Below are 17,066 nucleotides of genomic sequence, written 5' to 3'. Positions count from 1 at the left end.
TTATGGAACCATCGGTTCCGTTACGATACCAACAGTCTCGTTCACTGCCCGGCAACCCGATCATCCGTCCGGAAGGCAACCGTGCCCGAAGCATCCGCACCTTCGAAGTCCGAGGTTCCCACCACGCGCATGACACGGTCGCAACTGTGGCTGCTCACTGTGGCGTGCGCTTCGGTGGCCGCGGTGATCGCAGCCATGGCAGCACTCAACACCGCGCTGCCCGACATCGCTGTCGACACCGGTGCGACGCAGAACCAGCTGACCTGGATCGTCGACGGCTACACCCTCATGCTCGCCGCCCTGCTGCTCCCGGCGGGTGCGCTGGGTGATCGGTTCGGCCGACGCGGCATCCTCGTCGTCGGCCTGGTGATCTTCGGGCTCGGATCAGCACTGCCGCTGATCACCGACGGACCGACCTGGGTGATCGCGTCACGTGGGGTCGCCGGGGTCGGAGCTGCCTTGGTGATGCCGGCAACGCTGTCGCTGATCACCACCGGGTTCTCGCCGGAACTTCGGGCACGAGCCATCGGCGTCTGGGCAGGCATTGCCGCCTCCGGCGCAGTCATCGGCATGATCACCTCCGGGGTCATCCTCGAATACACGTCGTGGAAGTTGATCTTCGGCGGATTCGCGCTCGCGTCCGTCGGTCTCATTGCCATGTCACTGACCATCCCGTCATCACGGTCCGAAGATCCCGGACGTTTCGATTTCGGCGGCAGCATCCTGGCGATCGCGGCCGTCGGACTGTTCGTCCTGGGTGTGATGGAGGGCCCTCATCGGGGCTGGCTCGACCCGGTGACCTTGGGAGCCGTCGCGGTGGGCCTCGCATCCGCCGTGGGGTTCGTCTTCGCCGAGTTGCGCGCCGACGCCCCTCTGCTCGACATGCACCTGTTCAAGAACCGCGCCTTCAGCGTGGGCGCCGCAGGCCTGAACCTCCAGTTCCTCGCCGGGTTCGGGATGTTCTTTCTGATCGTGCAGTATTTCCAGCTCATCCTCGGTTACTCCCCTTTGATGGCATCCGTCGCACTGACACCGATCTTCATCGTCGTGATGGCCATGTCGCTCGCGGTTCCTACCTTGCTCCGCTGGATCAGCCTGCGAGCGCTCATCAGCGTCGGGTTGGCCCTCATCGGGGTCTCGATGTTCTTCATCGGATTCCTCGACGCGGAGTCCGCGTATCTCGATGCCGCGCTGACGATGCTGGTGACAGGGATCGGATTCGGGCTCTGCACCGCACCCGCGACGCACGCGATCGTCACGAACACCCCCGATGATCAGCAGGGGGTCGCTTCGGCCGTCAACGACGCCACACGCGAAATCGGCGCGGCGATCGGCGTTGCCGCCGCGGGCAGCGTTCTTGCGGCCGCCTACGGAAGCGAGATCGAGCCGGCCGCACAGGCGATCCCGGAGCCTGCGCGGGGGGCCGTGGAGGATTCACTCGCCGCCGCGTTGCAGGTCGCAGAGCACGCCGGCCCCCAAGGCGAACCTCTCATCGCACTCGCGCGGGACGCATTTCTCGTCGGTATGCAGCAGGCATCGTGGGCACTCGCGGCGATCTTGCTGGTCGGCGCCCTCGGCGCGGCCCTCTGGGCCCCGCCCCGCACCTGATTCACCCGTTCACAATGCCCATCGCCGATCCGGCGGTGGGCATTGTGCCGTGGGCTCGATCACTGTAGCCTCCATGTAACAGTTACTTATCGTCACACTTAAAGGTGGAGGCATGACCGCATCGCTCACCCGCGAGAACAGCAAGGGTTTCGTTCCCGGACTCCCGATCTCCGACCGCGAGGACACCGCGCGACGCCTGCTCGCATCGTCCGCCCGCAAGTCGTACGACCCGGTGATCGAGGTCGATTGGGACGCACCGATCCCCGACGACAAGTTCGGCATGACGCCGGAGTGGAGCACGCTCTACGGCACGGCCCTCTGGGACGAACTCACCGACGAGCAGCGCATCGAACTGACCAAGCACGAGGCCGCGAGCGTCTCGAGTGTCGGCCTGTGGTTCGAGATCCTCCTCATGCAGATGCTGCTGCGCGACGTGTACGACCGCAACAAGCACTCGAGCCACGTGCAGTTCGCGCTCACCGAGGTTGCCGACGAGTGCCGCCACTCGGTGATGTTCGCGCGCGCCGGCGAACGACTCGGAATGCCCGGCTACGGCCCCCCGCGGTACATCCACCAGCTCGGACGCCTGTGGGGGCACTACTTCCGTGGCGCCAACGCCTATGCGTCGGTGATGGCCGCGGAGGAAATCCTCGACATGATGCAACGCGACTTCATGCGCGACGAGCGCGTCCAACCGGTCACCCGTGCCGTGAGCAAGATTCACGTGCTCGAGGAGGCCAGGCACATCCGTTTCGCCCGCGAGGAGGTCACCCGCCGACTCACCGGCGCGAGCCGTGCACGAGTCGCGTTCGAGCGCATCCAGACGGCGGTGGTCGTGTACTTCGTCGTCAGGAGCATGATCCACCCCGCCGTGTACTCCAACGCCGGTCTCGACCGCGACCGCGCCCTCGCGGAAGCCGCAGGCAACAAGCACCACCACGACAAAGTCCGCAAGTCCGGCGCCAAACTCATGACGTTCCTCGACAGCGTCGGACTCGTCGGTGGACCGTCGAAGATCCTCTACAAGAAGGTTCATCTACTCTGATCGCGAGACCACCCGCTGAGCGGAACTGCGCGACCGACGATCGAGCCGCGCAGTTACCCTCCGAGCCATGAGCATCTCGAACCCGGCCGATTTCGCCGGACGCGCAGTCATCGTCACCGGCGGCACAAAAGGAATCGGCTTCGTCATCGCCGAGACGTTCCTCGCCGCGGGCGCCCAGGTCCTCGTATGTGGGCGGTCCGAGCCCGAGACCCTTCCGGCAGCAGACGATCGCATCGCGTCATTCTTCGCCGCCGACATCCGTGACGCCGACCAGGCCGCAGCCGTCGTCGATGCGGCAGCCGCCGAATTCGGTCGCCTCGACGTGCTCGTCAACAACGCGGGCGGCTCTCCCGACGCGGACGCCGCGACCGTCTCGACACGATTCTTCGACCGGATCGTCTCTCTCAATCTTTCTGCGCCCTTCTATGTGGCACAGGCCGCGAACCGGGTCATGAGCACGCAGTCCACCGGTGGCTCGATCATCAACATCGGCAGCGTGTCGGCGCATGATCCCCAGCCGGGCACCGCCGCATACACCGCAGCCAAAGCCGGCCTGCTCGCACTCACCAAGGCGCTCGCGCTCGAATGGGCGCCGAAAGTGCGCGTCAACCACATCACCACGGGCCTGATCCGCACCGAAGCCGCGGCCCATGTCTACGGCGACGACGGCGGCGCCGCGGTGACGAAGACCCTGCCCATGCAGCGGATGGCAGCCCCCTCCGACATCGCGGGTGCCTGCCTGTATCTGGCCGGTCCGCTTGCGTCCTACGTCAACGGCGCCGATCTCGCCGTCCACGGCGGGGGCGAGGTTCCCGCACGATTCATGGCGCTCAATCCCCAGTAAGAACGACGACGGAGCAAGGACTCCGACCGCCGACACTCCCCGCCCGGCGCTGCCAGCCGAGTGTCGCGACGCCTACGCCCACCTGCTTCGCTGACCCTCGTCTCCGCACGCGAGCGCGCTGGAGATCTTCCGGGCGAAGTCCGCCAGCAGGGGTGCCATCCATTCGAGCTGGATCGCACGTACTCCGCCGGCCAGCGACACGCTCGCGACGACTCCGCCGGTACCGCGCAGCGGTGCACCGACGCTGCCGATACCGACGATCGATTCTTCGCGGTCGAATGCGATTCCGTGACGCTTACGGACCCGATTCAGCTCGTGATGGAGCATCACCCGATCGGTGATCGTGTGTTTGGTTGCCGGGGCCAGTCGAGAGGGATACAGGCCGTCGACCTGTTCGGGGTCGAGCGTCGCGAGCATGGCCTTGCCACCGGCCGTGGCGTACGCCGCGATTCGGCCCCCGACCCTCGTCGGCAGCACGGCAGCACCTGCGCCACCGATCTTGTCGAGGCAGTACACCTGCGCTCCGTCGAGGACGTCGAGATGCACGACCCCCCCGGTCTGCATCGCCAGCTCGTGGAGGTGCGGTGCGGCACACTCACGGAGACGGTCCCGGTCGATGTCGCCGCCGAGGCCGAGTGCGCGGGTTCCGAGCCCGTAACCGAGCGCGGTGTGCTCGAGCCAGTCGAGGCGGACGAGCTGTTCGAGGATGCGGTGCACAGTGGATCGGGGAAGACCCGAGCGGAACGTCACCTCTTCGAGCGTGAGCCTGGCGATGCTTGCGTCGAAGGCCTCGAGAATGCGTGTCATTCGCTCGACCATCGAGGGTGGTGGCGGGCGCAGCATCGTTGTGCCGGCCTGCGTGAACTCCGAATCGATGACTGTCAACGTGCCCTCCATCGCTAGTGGTCGGGTGCGGAACTCGAGCAGCACTGAAATTGGTTACTGCACGACTGAAACAATGATCGGCCCCCGGAGAAGTGAAGCACACAGAATGTATGTGCGCTACGGATGCAAAAAGATCGGCGCGTCGTGCAGGCGTTTCCCGGCACACTGGTAGAGATCATCGATTGCGACTATCGTCACGACTGTGAGCAGGACGCACGAACAGACGCCGGGTCATCCGTCGGCGCGTGTCCATGCCCGAACACTGTGTATCTGCGGGTGCCAGGCCCGCTGACCGCCCGCACCCGTAGCCTCCGGTCCCCGACTCGACCGGCCCGAGATCGCTGCGCGGGTCGCGGACCGTCCAGGTCGGTACCTCTGCTTCGCCACCCCACCCCAGCACCTCATCACCCGAGAACAACCGGAGCCGAAACCCATGAGCAACACCACGCCCGACGCTGCCGATCCGACCGCCGACTGGAACTTCGAAACGAAGCAGATCCACGTCGGACAACCCGCCGGCGGCGACACCAAAGCCCGGGCGCTCCCGATCTACCAGACCACCAGCTACACCTTCGACAACACCGATCACGCTGCCGCGCTGTTCGGTCTCGCCGAGACCGGCAACATCTACACCCGCATCATGAACCCCACCCAGGATGCGGTCGAGCAGCGCATCGCCGCCCTCGAAGGTGGCGTCGCGGCGCTGTTGCTCTCCTCCGGTCAGGCGGCCGAGGCCTTGGCGATCCTCAACGTCGCCCAGGCGGGCGACCACATCGTCGCGAGCCCCTACCTGTACGGCGGCACCTACAACCTGCTGCATTACACGCTCACCAAGCTCGGTATCGAGACCAGCTTCGTCGAGGATCCCGACGATCTCGAGCAGTGGCGCGCGGCCGTCCGCCCCAATACCCGGGCATTCTTCGCCGAGACCATCGCGAACCCGAAGAACCACATCCTGGACATCCCCGGCGTCTCCGGTGTCGCGCACGAAAGCGGCCTACCGCTGATCGTCGACAACACGGTCGCCACCCCGTACCTGGTCCGCCCACTCGAACATGGGGCCGATATCGTGGTGCATTCGGCCACCAAGTACCTCGGCGGACACGGCACCGCAATCGCCGGCGTCATCGTCGACGGCGGCACTTTCGACTGGACGCAGGGCCGCCACGAGGGTTTCACCACCCCCGATCCCAGCTACCACGGAGTCGTCTACGCCGATCTCGGCGCACCCGCCTTCGCCCTCAAGGCACGCGTCCAGCTCCTGCGTGACCTCGGTTCTGCGGTGTCGCCGTTCAACGCGTTCCTCATCTCGCAGGGGCTCGAAACCTTGAGTCTGCGCATGGAGCGGCATGTCGCCAACACCCAGAAGGTCGCAGAGTTCCTCGACCAGCGTCCCGAGGTCGCCTCCGTCGCCTACCCCGGCCTGGAGTCGTCGCCGTGGTACGACCGCGCCCGGCAGCTCACCCCCAAGGGTGCTGGCGCGATCGTGGTGTTCGAGCTCGCGGGCGGCATCGACGCCGGTAAGAAATTCGTCAATGCACTGACCCTGCACAGCCACGTGGCCAACATCGGCGACGTACGGTCCCTGGTCATCCACCCGGCCTCCACCACGCACTCCCAACTCTCCGCCGAGGAACAACTCGCGGCAGGTGTCACTCCCGGACTCGTTCGGCTCGCCGTCGGTATCGAGCACATCGACGACATCCTCGCCGATATCACCCGCGGCCTCGAGGCCGCCGGAAGCTGATCACAGCCACCGAGTCGGGGAGGGGGAGACACGTCCCCCCTCCCCGACTCGTCACTCGCTGAAACGGCCGCCGTAGGTGTGCACGATCACGACCTCCGGGTGCCACGGCACGAGGTTGTCCACCGCCGACTGAAGTTCGCCCACCGGGGGAAGTTTCTCGGGCGACAGGACATGTACCAGCGCCGTCCGTTGCTGCACCGACACGTCGGTGACCTGCGCGGCGTACACATCGCCAAGCCATATCTCCGCTGCGTCCGCGATCTGGCGCGCCCACAACGTCGACAACGAGTTCACCACCATCGGCACGGCCACGGATGATCAGCCCTGTCGCGAGAACGGCGTAGGCCCAGCCGCGCCGGGCTTCACCCGCCCCTGCCTCGTGCGCATACCCTGCGACGACGAGCACTACCGTCGCCGTCACGATCATCGCCACCATGTTGGATGCGAACAGCACGAACGCGCCGAGGGCGAGCCCAGGCGCACCCGAGCCGACGCACACGCCGACCACTACGAGCGGTGGTACCAGCGAGATCGCTATGGCCACACCCGGAAGCACGTCTCCGACGTCGCGTCGAATGATCGCGATGACGCCCACCAACCCGGTTGCCAGCGCGGCGGTGAGATCCATCAGCTTCGGTGACGTACGGCCGACCACCTGAGAATTCGACAACACATCCGTCGGATTGGGCAGCAACTTCGAGATGACGAATCCGATTGCCACCACCAGCACGCTGCCCAGAAGAACCAGGAGCAGGCTGCGGGCGATCAGCTTCCATCGCGCGGTCGCAACCCCCAGTCCGACACCGAGAATGGGAACCGACAATGGAGCGACGATCATTGCGCCGATCACCGTCGCGGTCGAGTCACCCGCCACACCCGACGCAGCGATCACCGCCGACAACGTCAGCATGATCCAGAAGGCCGAGCGTTTCGACGCAGACTCTCCCGCACTGAGATCGAGGCGATCGACAAGTTCGTCCAGCGTCCGCCGCTGACTGTCCGGAACCAGAATGTTCATGACCGATCCCCGCTCTGTTGGGCGACGAATTCACAAGGCGTTCAGCGCTTTACCGAACTGCATCACCGCGAGCAGAGCGACGTTGAGTGCGACAGATACTGCGCCCGCGATCAGGCCGGGGATTCAACAACGATAGTTCGGGTATTTCGGGCATCGGAAGACACCGCAGACCGACTTGCTTCGCCGGCACTGTCCCTCCTCAGCTCGTGGCCTGCACCCACCGTCTGGCGGCACACACAACCGTAGTGAGTGCAGCGCTCCTGTCGGCTCACCCGACGAGGATGAAACGCCCACCTCGTGAATCCTTGCCGCACCGTGTGCTCATTGCGTTCACCCCCGAGATCGGCTCGACTGCGATAAATTCGAACGAGGGGGAGAAATCCGAGGAGAACATTCTGACAGTGTCTTGAATGGAGCCGCGGTGCTGCTCACAACCAGCGACGACAGTTCGACGGGAACCACCGACCGAGGCATTCGATCGATCCCCCGGCTCGCAACCGAACCGATTCACCGACACCACATGTGCGCCCACTTCGAGCGTGCCCGGAAGCTCGGTGGGGGTGTCGTACTCGTGTGCGGCATGGCCGGAACCGGCAAGACCGTGGCAGTGGCCGAATGGCTGCGGTGCTCTCACCTGCCCGCATCGCCGACCCAGGTGGCGTGGGCAACGCTCGCCGAGGATCACAACAACCCCCGAGCGTTCTGGGACGAACTACACCGGTCGTTCGACGAATCCCCACCCTGCCACGGCGAGCAGGCGCCGAGGACTCGGGCGGAGATGTTCGCGCAGTGGCTCGGCGCGATCGGTGGTCCCGCCGTCCTCGTGCTCGACAACGCTCATGTCGTTCACGACCCGCTCACGCTGTCCGGGTTGGCGCATCTTCTCGAGATACTTCCCGAGCACGTCACTGTGGTACTGACCTCCAGATTTCCACCGCCGATACCGTGGCACCAGCTGGATCTGACCGGAGCGCTGACACGACTCGACGACGCCGCTCTGGCGTTCGATCGCGACGAGACCCGCTGTGCGCTCACGGCGGGCAACGTCGCGGTCACCGACGACGAACTCGACGCAGTCATGGCACTCACCGGTGGGTGGGCCGCCATGATCCGCTTCATCACGCTCCTGCTGTCAGCACGCGGCGACAACAGAGAGATTCTGGAGTCGGCCATCACATCGGATCACCCGGCGATATCCGATTTCCTGGTCGGAGAACTACTCGACAGCATCAGCGCGGAGCAACGCGACTTCCTGATACGAACAGCGATTCTCGATTCGTTCGATGCAGATCTCGCCACCGAACTCGCAGGGCCGGAGGCAGCGCGAATCCTCGCGGAGATTCTCGCGGCGCATTTTCCCATATCCCACACCGACCCCCTCGGGTCGGAAACCTACAGGTACCACCCGCTGATGCGTTCACATCTCAAAGCCGAACTCGACCGGACGCTGGGCCGTGATGAGGTGCGCAGACTCGAACTCAAGGCCGGTGGCTGGTATTCGAAGGTCGGCGACCCAGTCCAGGCCATCCGATATCTCACTGCCGCGCAAGATCGCTATGCGTTGTCCAAGTGCATCCTCGACCTGGGCCCGAAAGCAGTATTCGGGCCACACGGTGCCGCGTTTCTGAAGGTCCTCGATTCCGCGCCATCCGACATCGCGGACGACCCCTTCGTCCATCTCCTGCGCAGCGTGCATGCGCTGGCTCTCGGCGTTCCTGTCGAAGCCGATGCCTTCTTCCGCGCCACGTCCGCCCGATCGTCTTCCGTCTGCCCCGCAGATGTGTTCGACCGATTCCATCACGCCGTCGAAATCGACATCCGCAGCGCGCCCGGAGACGAGGTCGTCGATGTCTCCGCACCGGCAGTACCCGGAGTCCATCGCGATCTCGATTCCTATGTCGCAGTCCAGCAGTCGAAGTGCGCAATGATGACCGGTGATCCAGGCACGAGTGATCGTCTCCGCGCCGCCGTCAGTATGGCCGAGCACGCAGGCAGCATTCGCCCGCATCTGGAAGCGCTGATGCTGCTCGCCCTGAACGAAGGTGCTCGCGGGCACATGTCGGCGATGGGTGCGCGCGCGCTCATCGGTGTCGAGTACGCACGGAGTGTCGGCCTGTCGGGGTCGGGCGATGCCGACCGGTGCGCGGTGATGTGCCGCTACCATCATTATCTTTGCGGAACACAACCTCCGGAAGGAATCGATCGGCCGCTCGCAATGTCCGTCGGCATCGATGGCCTGTCGTCACCGCTCGCAGGCTGGGACAGCTATGCGATGTCGCAACTCATTGCCTTCCACCAGAGCACCGACAAGATCGCAGCTGCCCGCAAGATCGCCGACGTGGTCCTGACCGCCCTGACCGACTCTCGGATGGGTGCCAGGTCCGCCCCGATGATTCCGTTCGCCACTCACGCGCTCGTGACCGTCCACGAACTCGACCAGGCTCAACGGATCATCGAGGAGGCAACACGGGTTCTGGGCAGGTGCCCCCACTTCGACGTCGCCGCAGCCACGGTCGAGCACGCTCGTGGACGCTCGGCGCGTGCCCGGGAACTACTGGACTCCGCCCTGGACCACCGGCTCGGCCACGGGGCCTCCCAGGTCGAAGCCCATGTACTGCGAGCGGTCCTCCGTGCAGCGTCAGGCCACGAGTTCGGGGCGTACGACGACCTCGAGACCGCGCTCGCCCTCGCCGAACCCGAGCAGCTGATCCGGCCGTTCCTCACCATCGGTGGTGCGGTGGAGTTGCTCGACACCCACAGTGGCCGGTTCGGCAGGCTGGATCCGTTCGTCGAGTGCATCCGGACGCACCCCGATGCACACCACGCCTCGACGCACGTCGTCCTCACACCCGCTGAAGCGCGTGTGCTCAAACAGTTGCCGTCTCCCCAGACGACTCAGGAGATTGCGCAGGCCCTGGCGCTGTCCGTCAACACCATCAAGACCCATCTCCGAGGTGTGTACGGCAAGCTGGGCGTGTCGTCCCGAGGAGACGCCATCACGGCCGCTCGGCTGAGTGGTCTGCTGTAGTACAGCCGTACCGCTCAGCCCGAGCGGCCGGACGAACGTTCAGCGATCGGGGTCCCACGTCGACACCGCCCAGATCACGACGATGTCCAGTGCGATGATCAGGATCGACCACATCGGGTAATGCGGCAGCCACAAGAAATTGGCGATGATCGACAGGCAGGCCAGGACGATCGCCGTGAAGCGCGCCCATGTCACCCCCGACATCAGTGCGAACGCGGTGATCACCACGAGAATGCCGATGATCAGATGGATCCATCCCCACGTCGTCGTGTTCAGCTCGAATGTGTACTCGGCGCCGACCACGAACAGTTCATCGGTGGCGATGGCAGAGATCCCCTGGAGGATCGATACCACGCCGACAACGAGCAGGAGGAGCGCAGCCGCGATCGATGTGCCGGCCGCAAAACCTTGTTTGACGCCTCCATCGGACGAAGACACAGTCGATTCCCTTCGTGTGTGATGCGGACCCGAGCACGGTCCGGCACACCCCATTGCACGCGGTCACCCAGGGATCTCACATCGCCCGCGACAGGTGATCTCTCTGAGTTCACCACCTACGGGTGAAGTGCAGGTGCAGTCGGCGCGACATGATGGCGTGCACCACGAGAGGAGCGGCGATGCAGCCAGATTCGTGGCCGAAGGGCGTGCGATATTCGTTCACCGTCGCCGGCACGCTGTCCGAGCGCACGCTCACGGCGTTTCCAGAACTGCAGGTGTCCGACATTCCCGGTGCATACACCATGCTCTACGGCTCCATCGCGAGTCCGATCGAGTTACGCGGGGTACTGGCACGATTCGATGCACTGGGCATCACCCTCATCGAAATGAGCCGACTTCCCGACTGATCGAGAGAGGATTCGCTGAATGTCACAGTGCAATCCGGACCCTGCGACGAACGCCGTGGACGCAAAGAAGCTACGGTCGGGTGGGCGCTACCGCCGTCGTCGTTGCAGCTATCGCAGCGCTGGTCGCGACAGGCCTAGGTGCGCGGCGCCATGCTCTACCTCGTAGTCGGTACCGCAATCGTGTCGCTCCTGTCGGGTGTCGCACGATCGGCAGCGAATTCCCGGCCTATCGGCCGATGGAGGCAAAGGCGAAATCACCTGTAATAGGTGATGGCGCCGCGCGGAGTGCGGTAGCACGATCGATCCATGACGCAACATCAGGACGCCACAACCACTGTGTCGAACAAGAATTCGGAATCGCAACGAACCCTTCCGTTCTCGGACACTCAGGACTTCTCCGACGCCGAGCGCGGGTTCATCGCCTCGCTGGAACCCGGGGTGGTCAAGGATGCGTCGGGGAACACCGTGTGGGACAGCGATGCCTTCGCGTTCCTCGAAGGAGAATGCCCAGCCACGGTCAACCCGAGTCTGTGGCGCCAGTCGAGGCTCTGCGCGATGCAGGGACTCTACGAGGTCACCGAGGGTATCTACCAGATCCGCGGACTCGATCTGTCGAACATGACCATCGTCGAAGGCGACACGGGCGTCGTCATCATCGATCCGCTCATCTCGCGCGAAACCGCCGCCGCGGGACTGGGTCTGTACCGCGCACACAGAGGAGAGCGCCCCGTCACTGGCGTGATCTACTCGCACTGCCACATCGACCATTTCGGTGGCGTCAAAGGCGTCACCACCGAAGAAGATGTCGCAGCGGGACGCTGCCCCGTGGTGGCCCCCGTCGGGTTCGTCGAACACGCAGTTGCCGAGAACGTATACGCGGGTACCGCAATGGCGCGGAGGTCCGCGTACATGTACGGGGCAGCACTCCCGCGGGGCGTTCAGGGATCCATAGGCGCTGGTCTCGGCCCCACGAACTCCACCGGCACGCCGACGCTCATCCCCCCGACCGTCCACATCGATCACACCGGACAATCCGAGGTGATCGACGGCGTGCGCATCGAGTTCCAGCTCACGCCGGGCACCGAGGCCCCCGCGGAGATGAACTTCTATTTCCCTGACATGCGTGCGCTGTGCATGGCGGAGAATGCGACCCATACGCTGCACAACCTCCTGACGCTGCGCGGCGCGCTGGTCCGCGACCCGCACGTGTGGTCGAAGTACCTGACCGAGTCGATCAACCGCTACGCATCCCGCACCGATGCGCTGTTCGCGTCGCACCATTGGCCGACGTGGGATACCGAACGCATCACGGATTTCCTGTCGGTTCAGCGCGACCTCTACGGCTATCTCCACGACCAGACGCTCCGGGCCATGAACAAGGGGTCTGTCGGCATCGAGATCGCCGAGGACATCGATCTGCCGCCCGCGATCGAGACAGCCTGGCACACGCATGGCTATTACGGCTCCGTCAGTCACAACGTCAAGGCCATCTATCAGCGCTACATGGGCTGGTTCAACGGAAACCCGGCGAATCTGTGGGAGCACCCGCCGGTCGCATCCGCGAAACGACACGTCGAATTCATGGGGGGTGCACAGGAAGTCATCGCAAAGGCCCGTCGCTCATTCGACGAGGGCGATTACCGTTGGGTTGCACAGGTACTGAACTACGTCATCTTCGCCGACCCGGACAACACCGAGGCGAAGGCACTGCAAGCGGACACCCTCGAGCAACTCGGCTACGGTTCCGAGAACGGCACGTGGAGGAATTTCTTCCTGATGGGCGCATACGAACTCCGCAATGGAGGAATCGGCACGCCGTTGTCGACGGCGTCCCCCGACATCGCCGGCGCGCTCACCGTCGATCAGGTCTTCGACGCACTAGCGTTGAGAGTCGACGGTCCCCGGGCGTGGGATGCACAGATCACGATCGACTGGCGAGTGAGCGATCAATCGATCACTCATCGAGCCCAGCTGCGAAACGGACTGCTCGTCCACTTCGACGTCGGCGACGCCGATCTCCCGTCGCCGGATGCCACATTCACCCTCACGAACCGTAAGCTGCACGAAGCCCTGCTCGGGGGCGCGGATCTGACTGCCATGATCAAGGACGGATCGGCCGAAGCAGACGGCAATGTCGCCGCATTGTCCGAACTGGTCGGGTATCTCGATTCACCCGATCCGGACTTCGCGATCATGACACCGTAAACACCACGGAGTAGCCCCTGATCAGCGGTGTGTGCCGAACCTCATCCGAATCAGGTGAAGCGGGCACCCCTACATCAACGGAAAGATCCAGTACATGACGCAGCCAGCCGCCATCGGACCCGTCGAAATGGTCGTCCTGTCGTTCCCCGGAACGCGGATAGATCCTGCAGTGACCGCAGCCTTCGCCGAAGTGGTCGACCGCGGGTACGCCACGGTGCTCGACCTCGTCTATCTCGCCAAGAACGACGACGGCTCGGTCACTCAGGTCGAGGTCGACGAACCGCTCTCCGAAACCGGGCTCGACGGACTCACCGTCGACCCGCTCGGTCTGGTCAGCGACGACGACCTCGAAGTTGTCCGCTCCTCGATGGAGCCCGGTACGTCGGTGGTGGTGCTCGTGTACGAGGAGACGTGGGCACGCACACTCGCCGGCGAGGTGCGGGGAGCAGGGGGCGAGGTCGAACTTCACGTTCAGGTACCGAGGGATGCGGTCGAGGCCGCGCTGTCGGCAACGTAGAGAAAGGCAGTCACATGGTCTTCCGCAGAGGACGCGTCGGTCGTCCGGGTCTGCTCGGCACCGTCGCGCGCACCGCCGTCGTGGCGGGAACGGCCACCGCCACCTCCAACGCAGTCAACCGGCGTGGTCAGCAGCGTGCTGCCGAGAAGCAGGCCTACACACAGCAGCAGGCCCCTCCCCCGCCCCAGGACTACCCGGCTCCAGCCCCAGCTCCGGCGGTACAACCTGCGCCGCCCGACGATCTGGTGTCCAAATTGAAGCAACTCGGCGAACTCCACTCCGCGGGTGTCTTGTCCGACGAGGAATTTGCTGCCGCGAAAAAGAAACTCCTCGGCTGAGATTCATCCAGAACAGGTGAGCCGTAGGCCGTCGACTCACTGATTGACTTACCGCCATGGGCGCCGCAATCGGAGAAATCCTTCCACTGGCCGTGGGTGTCGCGATTTCGCCGATACCCATCGTGGCCGTAATTCTGATGCTGTTGTCGCGCAATGCGAAAATAACCAGCTCAGGGTTCGCAGTCGGCTGGACCGTCGGGATCCTCGCTGTCACCGGAATCGTGATTGTCCTCGCCGGTTCGATCACCCCGGACGACGGTGGCGGATCGTCCACCGGATGGGTCAAGGTGGTTCTCGGAATCATCCTGATCATTCTTGCCTTCACGCAGTGGCAATCACGGGTAGACACCGCACCACCGAAGTGGATGCAGGCCATCGACGACTTCACGTTCGTCAAGGCCGCTGGTCTCGGGCTCGTACTGTCTGCGGTGAATCCCAAGAACCTGCTTCTGTGCGTGTCGGCGGGTGTCGCCATCGGTACCGCCGGATTACCCTCCGGTAACGCGGTACTGGTGTGGCTGGTCTTCACCATCCTTGCCGCCTGCTCGGTCCTGGTGCCCGTCATCGGTTATGCAATGGCAGCGCAGCGGCTGGGCGGCGCACTCGATTCCGCGAAGAACTGGCTGCAGGCGAACAACCACATGGTGATGGCCATCGTGCTGCTGATCATGGGTGTGACCGTCGTCGGCAAGGGCCTCGGTGGTCTGTGATGAGCCACCCGGCCGGCAGGATCTGGCCCCTCTTCGGATCATTGCAGGGCTATCGCAGATCATGGATCCGTCCCGACGTCATCGCCGGTCTGACAGTGTGGGGCGGTACTCGTCCCGGAGGCACTGACGTACGCGACGATCGCGGGTGTTCCTCCGATGGTAGGTCCCTACGCGGCGATCCCCTCCCTGATTCTGTATGCGGCAGCGGGAAGTTCGAGACATCTCATCGCCGGCTTCGGGCTGCCGCTGATTCCCCGGAGCGCTGGTCGCGGCGGCCGTCGGCATCCTTGCCCGACTACCGACACGGACTGACCTATCTCGCGGGATCTCACCCTCACCGTATGAAGACCTCTACCTGACTTGGCCATAGCGTCGAGTCCGACAGCATCACCACGTCACTGAATCGAGGAGATCCATGGCCGGAACCCTGACCGTATGGAAGTTCGATACCGAAACCGGCGCCGACACTGCCGTCGGAACGTTGAAAGACCTGCAACGTCAGGAACTCATCACCGTGCACGATGCTGTCGTGGTCAGTTGGGCCGAAGACGCGAAGAAACCGAAGACACGACAGTTGAACAATCTCGCCGGAATCGGTTCGTCCTGACCTCCGACGCAACCCTTGACCGTGTTCATGAGGAGTTCGCGGGCCAGATGGCCGAACTGGTTTCGACGAACCTGTCGCACGAGCAGGAGGCCACCTTGCGCAGCGTGTTCGCCGAGTAGCGCAGCGTCGACCAGGAGGAATCCGGATGGGATCTCGATACACGCCGGTCGATACAGAATCGGCGCCGGCGCCCTGGACGATTCCTCGTGGACTGATCGTCCTCCTTGCCCTGGCAGCCACCGTCGTCGCGGTTGCCGGGGCAAGGGGGATGTCGGGGTTGCTCGCTCCGCTGTTCCTGGCGTTGATGCTTACCATCGCGGTGCAGCCGATCCAGACCTGGGCGGTGCGGCGAGGTATTCCGGTGTGGGCGGGGATGCTGGCCGCCTTGGCAGCCGTATACGCAATCCTGCTCGGTTTGATCGGCGCACTCCTCCTGTCCGTTGCGCAACTCGCGACAGAGCTGCCGCAGTACGCCGACAACCTGAACAATCTGCTCGACGGGGTACATGCGCAGTTGAGCAATGCCGGAGTCGACGACGACCGCATCTCCAGCACGCTCAGCAGTCTCGACCTCGGCAAACTGGTCGGCTACCTCGACGACCTGCTGGCCGGGCTCCTCGGGGTGGTCTCGAACCTGGTCTTCATCATGGCTCTGCTGCTGTTCATGGCCATCGACGGCAGTACGATCGGGCGCCGCATGCACATCGTCGACCGGATGCGACCCGACATTTCCTACGCACTGTCGGCTTTCGTCAGCGGCACACGAAAGTATCTGATCGTTTCCACGGTCTTCGGTCTCATCGTCGCGGTCTTCGACGGTGCCGCTCTGTGGTTGCTGGGCGTGCCGCTTCCCATCCTCTGGGCGCTGCTGTCTTTCATCACGAACTACATCCCGAATATCGGCTTCATCATCGGACTCATTCCGCCCGCACTTCTGGCCCTGCTCGAAGGCGGGCCCGCCCTCATGGTGTGGGTGATCGTCGTCTACAGCGTCATCAACTTCGTGATCCAGTCGATCATCCAGCCGAAGTTCGTCGGTGACGCCGTCGGGTTGAGCGTCACGGTGACATTCTTGTCGTTGGTGTTCTGGTCGTGGGTGCTGGGTGCACTCGGTGCGCTGCTTGCCGTGCCGCTGACGCTGCTTGTGAAGGCCCTGCTCATCGATATCGACCAGTCCACCCGATGGGCCGACGCATTGATCGGTGATTCACCCGTCGACACCGAAGAGCCCGGGAACCTCGACGACGCAACAGAACAGCAGGAGCGTCTGGTCGAGGACCCGGGCTGACCGGCGCCGGCCACCTCGTCAGGCAGTCGTCGGTGTGAGCGCCTCCGCCGTCGCCTCCGCTCGAGCATTGCTCTCGAGCAGCTGCCGCACCAGCCACAGACTCAGCACCCGGGTGACCGCCGCCGCGAGATACACGAACCCACCGATGACGGTGATCGCGATGAATCCGATACTCAGCAGCTGGTACGACAGCAGATCCCGCGAGTCCGAAAGCGTCAGCGATGCAATGTAGATCACGAATGCCGCGATGGCGCCGATGGTCATCAGCGCCAGACCGATGATCCGCCCCTTACCTCCTCCGGAACCGGCACTGGCCGAATCGAGACCCAATGCGGCCACATCCTTCTTGAATTGTTCGCGTCGTTCGTCGACGAGACTCAT

General features: G+C 64.2%; 16 protein-coding genes and 2 pseudogenes. 14 read left to right on the top strand and 4 right to left on the bottom strand.

Going from position 1 to position 17,066, the window contains the following annotated elements; translation table 11 throughout:
- The first annotated feature begins 129 nt into the window (after positions 1 to 129).
- The 3 genes from ACZI8W_RS11305 (at position 130) to ACZI8W_RS11295 (ending at position 3,497) form a co-directional block, all read left to right on the top strand.
- Positions 130 to 1,608, top strand: a complete 1,479-nt coding sequence (locus ACZI8W_RS11305; protein ID WP_463368580.1) for an MFS transporter — start codon at positions 130 to 132, stop codon at positions 1,606 to 1,608.
- A 112-nt stretch (positions 1,609 to 1,720) separates the two neighbouring features.
- Entirely contained in the window at positions 1,721 to 2,653 is a 933-nt protein-coding gene (locus tag ACZI8W_RS11300; RefSeq protein ID WP_463368579.1) for an AurF N-oxygenase family protein, read from the top strand.
- Positions 2,654 to 2,720: 67 nt separating this feature from the next.
- Positions 2,721 to 3,497, top strand: coding sequence for an SDR family oxidoreductase (locus tag ACZI8W_RS11295; protein WP_463368578.1), 777 nt, complete (start codon positions 2,721 to 2,723; stop codon positions 3,495 to 3,497).
- 72 nt (positions 3,498 to 3,569) lie between these two features.
- Here the strand turns inward: ACZI8W_RS11295 and ACZI8W_RS11290 are convergent, their stop codons facing one another.
- On the bottom strand, positions 3,570 to 4,382 hold the full coding sequence (locus ACZI8W_RS11290) for an IclR family transcriptional regulator (protein WP_463368577.1): 813 nt from the start codon (positions 4,380 to 4,382) through the stop codon (positions 3,570 to 3,572).
- 433 nt (positions 4,383 to 4,815) lie between these two features.
- On the opposite strand from ACZI8W_RS11290, the gene ACZI8W_RS11285 reads away from it, so the two are divergent.
- Positions 4,816 to 6,129, top strand: a complete 1,314-nt coding sequence (locus tag ACZI8W_RS11285; RefSeq protein WP_463368576.1) for a bifunctional o-acetylhomoserine/o-acetylserine sulfhydrylase — start codon at positions 4,816 to 4,818, stop codon at positions 6,127 to 6,129.
- A gap of 51 nt (positions 6,130 to 6,180) precedes the next feature.
- On the opposite strand, the pseudogene ACZI8W_RS11280 reads toward ACZI8W_RS11285, so the two are convergent.
- Positions 6,181 to 7,147 (bottom strand): annotated as a pseudogene (locus ACZI8W_RS11280) (TIGR00341 family protein).
- Between the two features lie 421 nt (positions 7,148 to 7,568).
- Between ACZI8W_RS11280 and ACZI8W_RS11275 the strand changes: the two are divergent.
- Positions 7,569 to 10,175 (top strand): winged helix-turn-helix domain-containing protein, encoded by a 2,607-nt coding sequence (locus tag ACZI8W_RS11275; protein WP_463368575.1) that lies wholly within the window; start codon positions 7,569 to 7,571, stop codon positions 10,173 to 10,175.
- A 39-nt stretch (positions 10,176 to 10,214) separates the two neighbouring features.
- Here the strand turns inward: ACZI8W_RS11275 and ACZI8W_RS11270 are convergent, their stop codons facing one another.
- On the bottom strand, positions 10,215 to 10,667 hold the full coding sequence (locus tag ACZI8W_RS11270) for a DUF7144 family membrane protein (protein ID WP_463368574.1): 453 nt from the start codon (positions 10,665 to 10,667) through the stop codon (positions 10,215 to 10,217).
- 125 nt (positions 10,668 to 10,792) lie between these two features.
- On the opposite strand from ACZI8W_RS11270, the gene ACZI8W_RS11265 reads away from it, so the two are divergent.
- The 9 genes and pseudogenes from ACZI8W_RS11265 to ACZI8W_RS11225 all read left to right on the top strand — a co-directional run bounded on the left by ACZI8W_RS11265 (position 10,793) and on the right by ACZI8W_RS11225 (position 16,685).
- Positions 10,793 to 11,020: a hypothetical protein gene (locus ACZI8W_RS11265; protein WP_463368573.1), complete on the top strand. Its 228-nt coding sequence runs from the start codon at positions 10,793 to 10,795 to the stop codon at positions 11,018 to 11,020.
- Between the two features lie 306 nt (positions 11,021 to 11,326).
- Positions 11,327 to 13,225, top strand: coding sequence for an alkyl/aryl-sulfatase (locus ACZI8W_RS11260; RefSeq protein WP_463368572.1), 1,899 nt, complete (start codon positions 11,327 to 11,329; stop codon positions 13,223 to 13,225).
- A 94-nt stretch (positions 13,226 to 13,319) separates the two neighbouring features.
- A complete protein-coding gene (locus tag ACZI8W_RS11255; protein WP_463368571.1) occupies positions 13,320 to 13,742 on the top strand; it encodes a DUF6325 family protein in 423 nt (140 codons plus the stop codon).
- Between the two features lie 14 nt (positions 13,743 to 13,756).
- Positions 13,757 to 14,080, top strand: coding sequence for an SHOCT domain-containing protein (locus ACZI8W_RS11250; RefSeq protein ID WP_463368570.1), 324 nt, complete (start codon positions 13,757 to 13,759; stop codon positions 14,078 to 14,080).
- Between the two features lie 56 nt (positions 14,081 to 14,136).
- Complete coding sequence (locus ACZI8W_RS11245) at positions 14,137 to 14,790, top strand: GAP family protein (protein WP_463368569.1); 654 nt, start codon at positions 14,137 to 14,139, stop codon at positions 14,788 to 14,790.
- Positions 14,790 to 15,024 (top strand): annotated as a pseudogene (locus ACZI8W_RS11240) (SulP family inorganic anion transporter); the annotation flags it as partial. The gene ACZI8W_RS11245 and the pseudogene ACZI8W_RS11240, both read left to right, overlap by 1 nt.
- Positions 15,025 to 15,205: 181 nt before the next feature.
- Positions 15,206 to 15,397 (top strand): DUF1269 domain-containing protein, encoded by a 192-nt coding sequence (locus ACZI8W_RS11235; RefSeq protein ID WP_463368612.1) that lies wholly within the window; start codon positions 15,206 to 15,208, stop codon positions 15,395 to 15,397.
- Complete coding sequence (locus tag ACZI8W_RS11230) at positions 15,328 to 15,516, top strand: DUF1269 domain-containing protein (protein ID WP_463368568.1); 189 nt, start codon at positions 15,328 to 15,330, stop codon at positions 15,514 to 15,516. Before ACZI8W_RS11235 ends, ACZI8W_RS11230 begins: the two co-directional genes overlap by 70 nt.
- A 26-nt stretch (positions 15,517 to 15,542) precedes the next feature.
- A complete protein-coding gene (locus ACZI8W_RS11225) occupies positions 15,543 to 16,685 on the top strand; it encodes an AI-2E family transporter (protein WP_463368567.1) in 1,143 nt (380 codons plus the stop codon).
- An 18-nt stretch (positions 16,686 to 16,703) separates the two neighbouring features.
- On the opposite strand, the gene ACZI8W_RS11220 is transcribed toward ACZI8W_RS11225, so the two are convergent.
- Positions 16,704 to 17,066, bottom strand: a complete 363-nt coding sequence (locus tag ACZI8W_RS11220) for a hypothetical protein (protein WP_463368566.1) — start codon at positions 17,064 to 17,066, stop codon at positions 16,704 to 16,706.

The sequence above is a fragment of the Rhodococcus ruitaii genome, assembly GCF_055230935.1.
Note: the sequence above shows the minus strand (reverse complement) of the source record. Positions and strands in the feature narration are given on the sequence as shown.

What these genes read in the sequence shown, in the direction of transcription:
- ACZI8W_RS11295 (WP_463368578.1), top strand. Translation starts at nt 2,721, where the DNA reads ATGAGCATCTCGAACCCGGCCGATTTCGCCGGACGCGCAGTCATCGTC.
- ACZI8W_RS11245 (WP_463368569.1), top strand. Translation starts at nt 14,137, where the DNA reads ATGGGCGCCGCAATCGGAGAAATCCTTCCACTGGCCGTGGGTGTCGCG.
- ACZI8W_RS11250 (WP_463368570.1), top strand. Translation starts at nt 13,757, where the DNA reads ATGGTCTTCCGCAGAGGACGCGTCGGTCGTCCGGGTCTGCTCGGCACC.
- ACZI8W_RS11255 (WP_463368571.1), top strand. Translation starts at nt 13,320, where the DNA reads ATGACGCAGCCAGCCGCCATCGGACCCGTCGAAATGGTCGTCCTGTCG.
- ACZI8W_RS11300 (WP_463368579.1), top strand. Translation starts at nt 1,721, where the DNA reads ATGACCGCATCGCTCACCCGCGAGAACAGCAAGGGTTTCGTTCCCGGA.
- ACZI8W_RS11220 (WP_463368566.1), bottom strand. Translation starts at nt 17,066, where the DNA reads ATGAGTCTCGTCGACGAACGACGCGAACAATTCAAGAAGGATGTGGCC.
- ACZI8W_RS11225 (WP_463368567.1), top strand. Translation starts at nt 15,543, where the DNA reads ATGGGATCTCGATACACGCCGGTCGATACAGAATCGGCGCCGGCGCCC.
- ACZI8W_RS11260 (WP_463368572.1), top strand. Translation starts at nt 11,327, where the DNA reads ATGACGCAACATCAGGACGCCACAACCACTGTGTCGAACAAGAATTCG.
- ACZI8W_RS11305 (WP_463368580.1), top strand. Translation starts at nt 130, where the DNA reads ATGACACGGTCGCAACTGTGGCTGCTCACTGTGGCGTGCGCTTCGGTG.
- ACZI8W_RS11285 (WP_463368576.1), top strand. Translation starts at nt 4,816, where the DNA reads ATGAGCAACACCACGCCCGACGCTGCCGATCCGACCGCCGACTGGAAC.
- ACZI8W_RS11270 (WP_463368574.1), bottom strand. Translation starts at nt 10,667, where the DNA reads ATGGGGTGTGCCGGACCGTGCTCGGGTCCGCATCACACACGAAGGGAA.
- ACZI8W_RS11235 (WP_463368612.1), top strand. Translation starts at nt 15,206, where the DNA reads ATGGCCGGAACCCTGACCGTATGGAAGTTCGATACCGAAACCGGCGCC.
- ACZI8W_RS11265 (WP_463368573.1), top strand. Translation starts at nt 10,793, where the DNA reads ATGCAGCCAGATTCGTGGCCGAAGGGCGTGCGATATTCGTTCACCGTC.